Source organism: Mycobacterium sp. (assembly GCF_046330795.1).
Classification (GTDB): Bacteria; Actinomycetota; Actinomycetes; order Mycobacteriales; family Mycobacteriaceae; genus Mycobacterium.
Genome location: NZ_JAXLSA010000001.1, coordinates 1,174,814 through 1,187,531 on the forward strand (window position 1 = coordinate 1,174,814; position 12,718 = coordinate 1,187,531).

The 12,718-nt window shown below is 70.3% G+C and carries 11 protein-coding genes; 7 read left to right on the forward strand and 4 right to left on the reverse strand.

The annotated features are described in order from the left end of the window. Positions 1–6: 6 nt before the first annotated feature. Positions 7–861 (reverse strand): DMT family transporter, encoded by an 855-nt coding sequence (locus tag U0R18_RS05550; protein WP_526366721.1) that lies wholly within the window; start codon positions 859–861, stop codon positions 7–9. A gap of 176 nt (positions 862–1,037) precedes the next feature. Between U0R18_RS05550 and U0R18_RS05555 the strand changes: the two genes are divergently transcribed. The 3 genes from U0R18_RS05555 (at position 1,038) to U0R18_RS05565 (ending at position 6,359) form a co-directional block, all read left to right on the forward strand. Beyond that, on the forward strand, positions 1,038–2,372 hold the full coding sequence (locus U0R18_RS05555; RefSeq protein ID WP_526366723.1) for a DUF349 domain-containing protein: 1,335 nt from the start codon (positions 1,038–1,040) through the stop codon (positions 2,370–2,372). Between the two features lie 238 nt (positions 2,373–2,610). Further along, positions 2,611–3,954, forward strand: coding sequence for a hypothetical protein (locus U0R18_RS05560; RefSeq protein WP_526366725.1), 1,344 nt, complete (start codon positions 2,611–2,613; stop codon positions 3,952–3,954). Positions 3,955–4,079: 125 nt separating this feature from the next. Continuing rightward, on the forward strand, positions 4,080–6,359 hold the full coding sequence (locus tag U0R18_RS05565; RefSeq protein ID WP_526366727.1) for a PGRS repeat-containing protein: 2,280 nt from the start codon (positions 4,080–4,082) through the stop codon (positions 6,357–6,359). Between the two features lie 54 nt (positions 6,360–6,413). Here the strand turns inward: U0R18_RS05565 and U0R18_RS05570 are convergent, their stop codons facing one another. Both U0R18_RS05570 and miaB read right to left on the reverse strand, forming a co-directional pair. Beyond that, positions 6,414–7,007 (reverse strand): Rv2732c family membrane protein, encoded by a 594-nt coding sequence (locus U0R18_RS05570; protein WP_526366729.1) that lies wholly within the window; start codon positions 7,005–7,007, stop codon positions 6,414–6,416. After that, complete coding sequence (miaB, locus tag U0R18_RS05575; RefSeq protein ID WP_526366731.1) at positions 7,004–8,509, reverse strand: tRNA (N6-isopentenyl adenosine(37)-C2)-methylthiotransferase MiaB; 1,506 nt, start codon at positions 8,507–8,509, stop codon at positions 7,004–7,006. Before miaB ends, U0R18_RS05570 begins: the two co-directional genes overlap by 4 nt. A gap of 112 nt (positions 8,510–8,621) precedes the next feature. On the opposite strand from miaB, the gene U0R18_RS05580 reads away from it, so the two are divergent. The 4 genes from U0R18_RS05580 to U0R18_RS05595 are packed head-to-tail and all read left to right on the forward strand — an operon-like array spanning position 8,622 to position 11,773. After that, the gene (locus U0R18_RS05580) at positions 8,622–9,350 is read left to right on the forward strand and encodes an amino acid ABC transporter ATP-binding protein (RefSeq protein ID WP_526367459.1); all 729 of its coding nucleotides are present in this window, start codon (positions 8,622–8,624) and stop codon (positions 9,348–9,350) included. 21 nt (positions 9,351–9,371) lie between these two features. Then, positions 9,372–10,193, forward strand: coding sequence for a glutamate ABC transporter substrate-binding protein (locus U0R18_RS05585; protein ID WP_526366733.1), 822 nt, complete (start codon positions 9,372–9,374; stop codon positions 10,191–10,193). A gap of 21 nt (positions 10,194–10,214) precedes the next feature. After that, complete coding sequence (locus U0R18_RS05590) at positions 10,215–10,895, forward strand: amino acid ABC transporter permease (RefSeq protein ID WP_526366735.1); 681 nt, start codon at positions 10,215–10,217, stop codon at positions 10,893–10,895. Next, a complete protein-coding gene (locus U0R18_RS05595; protein WP_526366737.1) occupies positions 10,892–11,773 on the forward strand; it encodes an amino acid ABC transporter permease in 882 nt (293 codons plus the stop codon). The genes U0R18_RS05590 and U0R18_RS05595 overlap by 4 nt, the downstream gene beginning before the upstream one ends. Positions 11,774–11,845: 72 nt before the next feature. Here the strand turns inward: U0R18_RS05595 and U0R18_RS05600 are convergent, their stop codons facing one another. Next, the gene (locus U0R18_RS05600; protein ID WP_526366739.1) at positions 11,846–12,670 is read right to left on the reverse strand and encodes a TIGR03560 family F420-dependent LLM class oxidoreductase; all 825 of its coding nucleotides are present in this window, start codon (positions 12,668–12,670) and stop codon (positions 11,846–11,848) included. Positions 12,671–12,718: the final 48 nt, after the last annotated feature.

A 12,718-nucleotide genomic window follows, 5' to 3' on the forward strand; every position in this document is an offset into this window, starting at 1 on the left:
CCACGGTCAGGCCGCCACGGCCTCCGTGCGCGCCAGCCCGACCACCGAGGCCACCAGCGCGACGACGGCCACCGTCAACACCGCCCAACCCGCGTCCCCGGGGCGCAGGGTCTCCCCGAGCACCACCACCCCGAGTACGGAGGCCACCACGGGTTCGGCGATCGCCATCGTCGGCAGCGAGGCGGTCAGGGCGCCGGCCCGGAAGGACGACTGCTGCCAGGCGGTGCCGGCGACGGCGACCGCGGCCCAGGCGTAGAGCTCCGGGGAGCGCAGCAGCGGCCCGATGCCGTCGCCGAGCAGGTGCACCACACCCTTGGTCAGCACCGCGAACACTCCCCACAGCGCACCCGACACCATCGCCAGCAGAACCGCACTGAGCGGGCCGCCGACGGCGTTGGCAGCCGCCACACACACCACCAGCACGATGCCCAGCACGCCGGTCACCACCGCCCAAGTCGCCAGCGACGCCCGCGAATGACCGGCGGTGGGATTGCCGACCGTGACGACCACCAGCACCGATGCCGCCAGCAGCATCGCCCACGTCCACTCCGCGCGGGTCAGCCGCCGGTGTTGCTGGTGCGCGTTGATCGGCAGCGCGAACAGCAGCGAGGTCACCAGCAGGGCCTGCACCAGCAGCACCGAACCCAGTCCGAGGGCCGCCGCCTGCAACCCGAAGCCGATGGCGGACACCGCCGAGCCCAACCACCACCGCCGGTCGCGCAGCAGCCGGAGGAACAGCTCGACGTGCCCGACGGGTTCGTCCGTCACCTCATGGGCCTGGCGCTGGTGCATCACATCGCCGATCGCGATGAACACGGCCGCGCCCAGGGCGAGCACTGCGGCGATGCCGGCTGATCCCATGACTGCAGACCTTCTCATCCATCCGGCGGTGCCTGTGATCGACCCCGGACAGAACCAGGGACATGGCCGCGTGCGGACGCCCGACCTGTTTGAATACTCTCGAGACTGCAATCGACAGGCGCCGCGTCGCGCGGCAGGTGCGGGAGGGCGACCTCCGCGTGGAGGGTAGGTGTTTCATGACAACGCAAGATCCCGCTCCCGGCGAGGTGCCCCTCCCCTCCGCGGTACCCCGGCCCGGGCCTCGTCCCGGCCCACACCCCGGCCCCAGCGCCGCCGCCCCTCCGGTCGCCCCCGCCGCCCCGGCGTCGGATCCGCACCGGTTCGGCCGGGTGGACGACGACGGCACGGTGTGGTTGATCAGCAGCGCGGGTGAGCGCGTCATCGGATCCTGGCAGGCCGGCGATGCCGAGGCCGCCTACGCCCACTTCGGCCGCCGGTTCGACGACCTGTCGACCGAGATCGCGCTGATGGAGCGGCGACTGCAATCAGGCACGGGCGATGCGCGCAAGATCAAGGCCGCGGCGGCAACGCTGGCCGAAACCCTGCCCACCGCAAGTGTTCTCGGTGATATCGATGCCCTGGCCACCCGGCTGTCGGCCATCGCCGACCATGCCGAGACGGCGGCCGCCGAGGAGAAGGCCCGGCGCGATGAGCACCGCGCCGCCCAGATCGCACGCAAGGAGGCGCTGGCCGCCGAGGCCGAAGATCTTGCCGCCAACGCCACGCAATGGAAGTCCGCCGGCGACCGGATGCGCGCGATCCTCGACGAGTGGAAGACCGTCAGCGGTCTGGACCGCAAGACCGACGATGCGTTGTGGAAGCGCTATTCGGCGGCGCGCGAGACGTTCAACCGCCGCCGCGGCTCCCATTTCGCCGACCTGGACCGTGAGCGGGCCGGCGCGCGCGCCGCCAAGGAACGGCTCTGCGAGCGGGCCGAGGAGCTGACCGGATCCACCGACTGGGCGGCCACCAGCGCGGCCTTCCGTGCCCTGCTGGCCGAGTGGAAGACCGTGGGCCGGGCCGCCAAGGACGTCGACGACAAACTGTGGCACCGGTTCAAGGCCGCCCAGGACGCCTTCTTCTCGGCACGCAACGCCGTCAGCGCCGAGCGGGATGCCGAGCTGACCGCCAACGCCACCGCGAAGGAGGCACTGCTGGTCGAGGCCGAGCGGATCGACACGACCGACCACGACGCGGCCCGCGCCGCGCTGCGTGCCCTCACCGACAAGTGGGACGCGCTGGGGAAGGTCCCGCGCGAACGCACGGACCTCGAGCGCCGACTGCGTGCGGTCGAGAAGAAGGTGCGCGACGCCGCCGACGCGGACCGCACCGACCCGGAGGCGGCCGCCCGCGCCCAGCAGTTCGTGACCCGTGCCGAGCAGTTCGAGAGCCAGGCCGCCAAGGCCGAGGCGGCCGGCCGCACGAAGGAGGCCGCCGAGGCCCGCGCCAGCGCGGCGCAGTGGCGGGAATGGGCCCAGGCCGCGGCCGGGGCCCTGGAGAAAAAGCGCTGACGGCCGGTTCCCCAGCCGTTCGGCACCACGTCGGGTAGCCCACTACTCGGGCGTTCGAAATCATCATCCGGCATGCTGTACGGATGAAGCGAGGGAATTCACCCGAGATTGCTGGAAAAGAACGGGTGCGTCGTAGATCGCACCTCCAGGCTGTGCCCGCCCATTCCGACGATATTGCTATCTTCGATCAGGGCGAACCGGTCGACGAGCCAACGGACACCGGACCCATTCTCCTGGCGTGGTGATGCGCCGGTTCGCGCACCTCGCTCATGCGGCCTGCGCGCCGGACGCGGCGTCGGAGGCGGTGATCCGGCGAGCGCACCAGCTGCTCCTGACGCAGCGCAACGCCGAGGCCGAAGAACTGCTGCGTGACGTCGACGGCGACGCGTTGCCCGTCCCGGCCCGGTCGCAGGTGCTCAGCATGCGCGCGACGAACCTGTTCTGGCCGTTGGCCAACCCGGCCGCCGCCGCCGAACTCGTCGACAACGCGCTGCACGCCACCGATCCGGTGATGGCCCACCCGGCCCGGGCGAACAAGGCGTTACAGCTGGCGCTGTCCGGCCGGCCGCGCAAGGCGCTGCACGTGCTCGAGCGTGCCGACCCCACCCTGCTCGACGACATTTCCGCCGTCTGCCGTTGCCGGGCGGCCGCGGCGGCCCTCGGCGATCGCGGGCAGGTCGATGCGGCGATCACCGCATCCCGGGACGCGGCACGGATCGCCGCCCGCAATCCCCGGGCCGCCGCGCACGCGATGGGCGTGGCCGAGCACGCCGTCACGGCGGCCGTCGCCGTGGGCCGCCTCGCCGATGCACACACCATCGCGGCCGAGCTACTCGAACAGACCCGGGACTCGCCGGGAATCGCGCATTCGGTGGCGCTGGCGGTCAGCGCCATGGCCGACCTCGGATCGGGGCGGGCCGCCACCGCCCGGCACCGGCTCACGGCCACGCTGGACCGGCTCGAGGAGTTCCGGGACAACTTCGGCGTGAGCTATCGATTCCGGATCGTCGCAACCCAGGCGCTCGCCCGTTCCGGAGACCTGGCGGCCGCCCGTACCACCGAGGCCCGGATGCGCCGGACCAGACATCCCGCCTACGGGTTCACCGACCCGGATGCGGTGCTCGCGAGCGCGGCCATCGCCGCCGCCGGCGGCCGGTTGGAGCGGGCGCGCATCCTGAGCCGAACCGCGGCCCACGTTGCGCACGGCCGCGGTCAGCTCGCGCGCGAGGTCGTCTGCCTCCAGGCGGCCGCCCAGTTCGGTGATCGCGAGGTGGCCGCCGCCCTCGGCGCGCTGACCGGTCAGGTCGAGGGACCGCGTATCGCTGCGGCCACCACGATGGCAAGGGCCGTAGCCGCCGATGATGCTCACCAGTTACTCGCTGCAGCAACACAATTCGAAGATTTCGGCGATACCATTGCGGCAACTGACTGCCTGACCCGGGCCGCGCGGCTGTTCCGCGGGACGGGTCAACGGACCCGGAGCGTGATGCCGCTGCGCGGGCCCGTGAACTGCGCGCCGCATCCGGCGCCGTGGCGCTGCCCCCGCAAGCGGGTGCGTAGGCCGGCGACCGGCTTCGAGTAGTCACTACGCAGGAGTGGTGCACCGCCAGGCCCCTAGCGTCGGGATCGACCCCCCACCTCATTGTTCGGCCTTCACATCCGGGGCGCCGCGACGGGGGTTCGGTGCCCTCCGAGGGGAGTAGGAACATGTCCACCCGAAATTCAGCACGAGGTCGTCGCGGCAACACGCACCGCGCCGGCCGGCAGCCGAGCTGGTACACCCGAACGACCGTCGCGGGCAGCGTGCTCGCGCTCGCCACGACCGGCCAGCTGTTGTTCAGCTCGCCGATCACGTCCACGCTGTCCGCGACGCATCCGACTCCGATTCGCCTGGCGCTCAGCACGATCGGCGCAGGCATCCAGCCGGCCCCGGTTCGGCCGGCGGCCGCCGAGTCCTCCGGCGCCCTGGTGCCGACCGGCAACCAGGTGGCCGCCGCCCAGAGCACACTGCAGCAGATTCTGCGCCAGCATGGGATCGACGTCAGCCAGGCCGTCGGCCCTGCGGGCACCTCCCAGCGCGCGGCGGCGGAGGCAGAGGCGGCAGAGCAGAGCATGGATGCCGCATCGGCACAGGATCTTCTGAACCAGGCGATGGGGATTCGCTCCAGCACGGGACACTCGCGGGCAGTTACCGGGGCAACCTCGGAGGCGACGCTGCTGGCCACGTCCGCGGACGCCTCGACGGGTCTGCTGACCACCACGGCGACCGGCTTCACGATCCACTTCTTCTTCACCCTGACCGTCGACAGCAAGACGGGCCTGACGTTCATCGATCCGCTCGGGTTGATGTGGGTGGGCAACGGCGCCGACGGCGCCGCCGGTGAGAACGGTCAGAACGGCGGAATCCTCTGGGGCAATGGCGGTAAGGGCGGCGACGGCACGGCCGCCGGAATGGCCGGCGGCAAGGGCGGCACCGGTGGCATCTTCCTCGGTGACGGCGGTGACGGCGGCAAGGGCGGCGCCGGGGCCACCGGCGGTGACGGCGGCGACGTCGGCTTCTTCTCGTTGATCGGCAGCGGTGGCGACGGCGGTGCCGGCGGCAACGGTATCGCCGGCGTCACGGGCGTCAACGGGGTCGACGGCTCAAAGGGCGCTCAGGGCGTCGCCGGCGCCAAGGGTGCCGACGGCGCCAACGGGGCGGCCGGTGCGAACGGTCTCGACGGGCGCGACGGTGTGAACACCGGAACGGCCAGCAGCTCCACGGCGGCCAACGGCAGCGGGACCACCACCAGCACCACGTCCGACGGTGTGCTGGTACTGCACGGCAATCCGGGCGACAACGGAACGCTCGGTGCGGCCGGCGGTGATGGTGTCCCGGTGGTGATCACCCAGAAGAAGGACGACAGCTGGCTCGACGACGTGCTGGCCAACCCGTTCCTGCAGAATCCGCTGAACCCGATCTGGGCGGCCGAGATCAAGCTGATCACCTCGGTGCTCAAGACCGACGACCCGACATTCGCCTACGGCGGCGCCGGCGGCAACGGCGGCGACGGCGTGGGCACCGGAGCCCCCGGCGGCGACGGCGGTGACGGCGGGTTCGCCATGAACACCGGCGGCACCTACGCCTTCGGCAGCATCGGCGGCCAGGGCGGTAAGGGCGCGGCGGGCGCGGCCGGCGATGCGGGCACCGACGGCACCGCGGGCGCGGCCGGAGCGGCCGGCTCGAAGGGTGGCACCGGCGGAGCCGGGCAGGCCGGCACCGCGGGCAGCGCCGGTGGCCAGGGCCTGGCGGGCGCTCCGGCGGGCAACGGCGGAAAGGGCGGCCGTGGCGGCCTGATCGGCGATGGCGGGAAGGGCGGCGACGGCGGAACCGGCGGTGCCGGCGGCGACGGGGGAACCGGGGGCAGCGGCGGGGCCGGCGGAACCGGCGGGACCGGCGGGACCGGGGGCACCGGCGGCACGGGCGGTGTCGGTGGCAACGGCGGCAACGGCGGGGCCGGCGCGCAGGGCGGCACCGGCGGCCGGGGCGGCAACGGTGGCCACGCGCAGGCGAAGACCGCCGAGGGGACCTATCAGGGCATCGGCGGTTCCGGCGGCCTGGGCGGCGCCGGCGGAGCCGGTGGTGCAGCCGGCGACGGCGCCGATGGTGGCGCCGCTGGCGCCGCTGGCGCGGGCGGCGACGGTGGGTCGGGCGGCATCGGCGGTTCCGGTGGCGACGGTGGCGACGGCGGGGCCGGCGGCCTCGGCGGTAAGGCCGGCGCGGCAGGATCCGGCGGTCTGCTGGGCAAGAAGGGCGCTGCCGGGTCGGATGGCGCCGACGGGGCCACGGGCAAGACCGGCGCGGCCGGCGACGACGGGGCCGACGGGGCCAAGGGAGCCACCGGCGCCAGCGGGAACGCCGGCAAGACCGGGAACAGCGGCTCCGACGGCAGCAAGGGTAAGACCGGGGCCAACGGCGCTCAGGGCGCCGACGGCGCCGACGGCTGACACCCCCCATCGAGCGGTCGTCGCGGACTCATCCGCGGCGGCCGCTCTCCCCTGTTATCGGGCGTCCGACTCCGGCTCGTCGGGAGCGGGCGGGTCCAGGGTTTCCAGCAGACCCTTGGACTGCTGGTCACCGGCCAGTCGCCGGCGGTGTTCCTCGGCGGCCAGTTGCGCCGCGGTTCTCGTCCAGACCACGCGTGCCCAGTGGAACGCCAGCGCAACCACCGTTATCCAGGCGAGCACCAGGCCCACCCCGGGTCCGGGATGCCCCACCGACGTGGTCTGGCGCGACCACACCGCCAGTAGACCGGTGGCGCCGGCCAGCCAGGAGCCCGCCAGCGCCAGCCAGGCCACGGCCCACCGCCGGGTCAGCAGCGCCAGCATCGAGAATCCGATCGTGAGCAGGGTGACCCAGCAGAAGACCCGCGACGGGAGCGCGATCGCGGCGTCGCGGGCGGCCGGATCGTAGGTCAGCACGTCGACGCCCCGGGCGTGCCCGGTGTGCGGCAGCACGAACGTCAGCAGCAGCACGAATACCAGGATCGCGACCACCAGCGCCCGGGGACCGGGATCGATCTCCCGCGCGACGCGGCGTTCGGCGGACTCGATCTCGTCTCGGTAGGCGCCGAATTCGTCTTCCGGAGTGCTCACCGAGCGCACCCGGCGGTCACCGGCACCGTCGCGGGCGTGCCGACACCCGGCATGCCGAGGCCGACCGTGAGCGGCCGCCGCCCCGCCTCGTGGGCGTCGCCGGCACGGGTGCGCCGGTGCGTCAGCGGAGCACCATCGGCAATCAGGTGATGCGGCGCGGCGCCCGTGACCACCGTGGTCACGATGTCTCCGGGTCGTGCGCCCATGGTGCCCGGCGCGAAGTGCACCAGGCGACCGTCGCGGGCGCGTCCGCTCATCCGCGCGGTCGCGCTGTCCTTGCGGCCCTCGCCGACGGCGACCAGCAATTCCACCGTCCGGCCGATCTGGTCCTGGTTCTCCGCCAGTGAGATGTCCTCCTGCAGCGCCAGCAATCGCATATAGCGTTCCTGCACAACCTGTTTGGGCAGCTGGTCGGGAAGCTCCGCCGCCGGGGTGCCCGGCCGCTGGGAGTACTGGAACGTGAACGCCGAAGAAAATCGCGCGGAGCGAACCACATCCAGGGTGGCCTGGAAGTCCGCTTCGGTCTCGCCCGGGAATCCGACGATGATGTCGGTGGTGATGGCGGCATGCGGCATGGCGGCACGCACCCGGTCGATGATGCCGAGGTATTTCTCGGCGCGGTAGGAGCGCCGCATCGCCCGCAGGATCCGGTCCGACCCGGACTGCAGCGGCATGTGCAGGTTCGGGCACACATTGGGCGTCCCCGCCATCGCGTCGATGACGTCGTCGGTGAACTCCGCGGGGTGCGGCGAGGTGAACCGGACCCGTTCCAGGCCGTCGATACGCCCGCAGGCGCGCAACAGACCCGCAAAAGCCCCTCTGTCACGCGGGATCTCGGGATCGACGAATGAGACGCCGTAGGCGTTGACGTTCTGGCCCAGCAGGGTGACCTCCAGGACGCCCTGGTCCACCAGGGACTGCACCTCGGCCAGGATGTCGCCGGGACGCCGGTCCACCTCCCTGCCCCGCAACGACGGAACGATGCAGAACGTGCAGGTGTTGTTGCACCCCACCGAGATGGAAACCCATGCGGCGTAAGCGGATTCGCGCGCAGCCGGCAGCGCTGACGGGAACTCCTCGAGCGCCTCGACGATCTCGACCTGGGCCTCGCGGTTGTGCCGGGCCCGGTCCAGTAGCGCAGGCAGCGACCCGATGTTGTGGGTGCCGAACACGACGTCGACATAGGGCGCGCGGCTCAGCACCGCGGCGCGGTCCTTCTGCGCCAGGCAGCCGCCCACCGCGATCTGCATCCCCGGGTCGGCGTTCTTGCGGGGCGCGAGATGGCTCAGGTTGCCGTAGAGCTTGTTGTCGGCGTTCTCGCGAACGGCGCAGGTGTTGAACACCACCACGTCGGCGTCGGCACCCTCCTCGGCGCGCCGGTAACCGGCCGCCTCGAGCAGCCCGGCGAGGCGCTCGGAATCGTGCACGTTCATCTGGCAGCCGTACGTCCGGACCTGGTACGTCCTGGGCGGCCGTACCGTGGTGGAAGAACTGCGACTCACCCGACCATGGTACGGACGGCATCGGTGCTCACCCAATTCGCGGATCGGAGTTCCCGGCAGGCTGTGCAATTACTGGGTAAGGTCAGGCCGTATGGCCGCCCCCGAAGTGCCCATGGTCGCGATGCGCGGGGTCAACAAGCATTTCGGCGATCTGCACGTGCTGCGCGATATCAACCTCGAGGTGGCCCGCGGCGAGGTGATCGTGGTGCTCGGGCCGTCCGGCTCGGGCAAGTCGACGCTGTGCCGCACCATCAACCGGCTCGAGACCGTCGACTCGGGCAGCATCAGCATCGACGGCCAGGAGCTGCCCGCCGAGGGCCGCAAGCTCGCCGAACTGCGGTCCGACGTCGGCATGGTGTTCCAGTCGTTCAACCTGTTCGCCCACAAGACCATCCTGGAGAACGTCACACTGGCGCCGGTCAAGGTGCGCAAGGTGGCCGCCGACAAGGCCCGGGCGGATGGGCTCGCCCTGCTCGAACGGGTGGGCGTGGCCAATCAGGCCGACAAGTATCCGGCCCAGCTCTCCGGCGGCCAGCAGCAGCGGGTGGCCATCGCCCGGTCGCTGGCGATGAACCCGAAGGTCATGCTGTTCGACGAACCGACCAGTGCCCTGGATCCCGAGATGATCAACGAGGTGCTGGCCGTGATGACCTCGCTGGCCGAGGGCGGCATGACGATGATCGTGGTCACCCACGAGATGGGGTTCGCCCGCCGCGCCGCACACCGGGTCGTGTTCATGGCCGACGGCGCCGTCGTCGAGGACGCCGAACCGCCCGAATTCTTCGACAACCCGCGCTCGGACCGGGCCAGGGACTTTCTCAGCAAGATCCTCGAGCACTGACCTAGTGAAAGGAAACACCCGGTGAGCATCCCGAAGTTGCGCATCCTGGCTGCCGTCGCACTGGCCGCCGTCCTACCCCTGTCAGCGACCGCCTGCGGCGGTGGCGGCGGCAGCAGCTCGGCCGACAAGATCGTCATCGGGACCAAGTTCGATCAGCCCGGGCTCGGGATGAAGAACCCCGACGGCACGATGAGCGGCTTCGACGTCGACGTGGCCACCTACGTCGCCAAGGAACTCGGCTACTCCCCCGACAAGATCGAGTGGAAGGAATCGCCGTCGGCCCAGCGGGAAACGCTGATCCAGAACGATCAGGTGAAATTCATCGCGGCCACCTATTCGATCACCGACTCCCGCAAGGAGAAGGTCGATTTCGCCGGCCCGTACCTGATCACCGGGCAGAGCCTGCTGGTGCGCAGCGACAACACCGACATCACCGGCGCCGATTCGCTGCAGAACAACAAGAAGCTGTGCTCGGTCTCGGGTTCCACTCCCGCACAACGCATCAAGGACAAGTACCCCGGCGTTCAGCTGCAGCAGTACGACACCTACTCCGCGTGCGTCGAGGCGCTGAAGAACGGCGCCATCGACGCCGTCACCACCGATGAGGTCATCCTGGCCGGCTACGCCGCGCAGAGTCCCGGCACGTTCAAGATCGTCGGCAAGCCGTTCTCGGAGGAGAAGTACGGCATCGGCCTGAAGAAGGGCGACTCCGAGTTGCGCACCAAGATCAACGACGCCCTCGAGAAGATGGCCAAGGACGGCGCGTGGAAGGCAGCCTTCGAGAAGAACCTCGGCAAGGCCGGTATCGCCACGCCGAATCCGCCTGCGGTGGACCGGTACTGACCGAACGTCACGTAGACCGTCATGCAGATCCTCACCGAGCACAGCGCGGAGATCCTGGCCGCGTTCTGGGTGACCATCAAGCTGACGGTCTACGCGGCGGTGGGCGCGCTGATCCTCGGCACCGGCCTGGCCGCGATGCGGCTGTCTCCGGTGCCGATGCTGAACTGGATCGGCGCGACGTACGTCAACATCGTGCGCAACACGCCGTTGACGCTGATCATCCTGTTCTGCTCCTTCGGTCTGTCGCAGACCCTGGGCATCACCCTGGCCGATCCCAACTCGCCCACGTCGATCGACGACAGCAACTTCCGGCTCGCGGCGCTCGGGCTGACGGTCTACACCGCCGCGTTCGTCTGCGAGACGGTGCGGTCCGGAGTGAACACCGTTCCGCTGGGCCAGGCCGAAGCGGCCCGGTCGCTGGGCTTCACCTTCGGTCAGAATCTGCGAATGGTCCTGCTGCCGCAGGCTTTCCGGGCGGTGATCATCCCGCTGGGCTCGGTGTTGATCGCCCTGACCAAGAACACCACCATCGCCTCGGCCATCGGTGTGGCCGAGGCCGCGCTGCTGATGAAGGAGCTGATCGAGAACACCGCGGCCCTGCTGGTGGTCGGGTCGATATTCGCCGCCGGATTCGTGATCCTGACGCTGCCGCTGGGGCTGCTGTTCGGCTGGCTGGGTAAGCGGTTGGCGGTGGCGCGATGAGCTCGGTACTGTTCGACGCCCCGGGCCCGCGCGCCCGGCTGCGTAACCATGTCATCTCCGCGGTCACCGTCGTCGTGGTGGTGCTGGCGGCGTGGCTGGTGTATTCGAAGCTCTCGGCCAGGGGCCAGCTGACCGCGGCCAAGTGGGAGCCGTTCCTGACCGCCAATCTCTGGAAAACCTATGTGCTGCCCGGCATTCAGGGCACGCTGACGGCCGCCGCGATATCGATCGGGCTGGCCGGGATCCTCGGTGTGATACTCGGGGTTGGCCGGATGATCCCCAATGCCGCTGTGCGATGGGCGTGTTCAACGTTCGTCGAGTTCTTCCGGGCCGTGCCGGTGCTGATCATGATGATCTTCGCCTACTTCCTCTACGCCCAGTACGACCTGTTCCCGCCGAAGCATCTGGCCCTCGCCGGTGTGGTGACCGGCCTGACGCTCTACAACAGCGCGGTGATCGCCGAGATCCTGCGCGCGGGCATCACCGCGCTGCCGCGCGGCCAGTCCGAGGCGGCGGCATCGCTGGGCCTGCGTTGGGGGCAGACGATGCGCAGCATCCTGCTGCCGCAGGCGATCACGTCGATGCTGCCGGTGCTGATCTCGCAGTTGGTGGTGGTGCTCAAGGACACCGCGATCGGATACCAGATCACCTACGTCGAGATGGTCCGTCAGGGCACCGTCGTCGGCTCGTCCTACGGCAACTACATTCCCGCGCTGATCGTGATCGCGCTGTTGATGATCGCCGTGAACTTCACCCTGTCCTCGTTGGCGGTGCGGTTGGAGCGCCGGTTGCGGCGCTCGCAGCGGGCCCCCAGACCGCTGGATGCCCAGGCGATCGAGCAGGAGGGTGCGCCGGGCGCGAGGGTCATCGGTACGTAATCTGTTCAGCCCTGGCTGCGACGTTGTTCGAGTAGGTCTCGCACGGGCCGCTGAACAGATCCCGCATTGCCGCTATGCCAGCACCGCGCAGCGCTGCAGCAGTTCGGCATCCGGCGGCTGGTAGAACGACAGCACGACGTGCTGACAGCCGACCTTCCCGTACGCGGCCAGGGTGTCCAATTCCTTGTCGATCTGCTCGGATTGCTTTGGATGCAGGAACAATTGGACACCGCGGCGGATCTCTTCGCGGGGTCGTCTGACCTCGGCGCAGGCCGCGTCCAGGTCGGCGTTCACCTTGGCCCACTCGTCCGGGGTCTGGCCGCCGGCCATGTTCCATTCGTCGGCGTGCCGCGCGATGACGCGCAGCATCCTGGGCTTGGATCCGCCGATCACGATCGGCGGGTGCGGGTGCTGTAGCGGCTTGGGGTTGGCCACCGCGTCCCGCAAGGTGAAGAAGCGCCCGCTGTGGGTGACCGAATCCTCGCTCCACAGCCGCTTGATGACGGTCAGTGCCTCGTCGAGCATCTCGACCCGCGCCCCCGGGGCCGGAAAGTCGATGCCGTAGCCGAGGTGCTCGGGTTCGTGCCAGCCGGCGCCGAGCCCGAATTCGGCTCGGCCGCCGCTGATGTGATCGATGGTGACGGCCATCTTCGCCAGGAGTGCCGGATTGTGGTAGGTCACCGACCCGACCAGGCAGCCCACCCGGCTGTTGGTGGTCTGCGCCGCCATGGCGGCCAGCGTCGTCCAGCCCTCGTAGGTGGGTTGTTGCGGGTCGACCAGACCGTAGAAGTGGTCGTAGTCCCAGATGCCGTGGAAGCCGAGCTGATCGGCGGTGCGCCAGAATTCGGCGAGCACCGGGTAGTCATAGGTGGGCGCAAGCTTGACCGAGATCAGCATGGCCGCAATCTACTCGCCGCCAGGCGGTCGGCTATCCCGGGTCCGGCA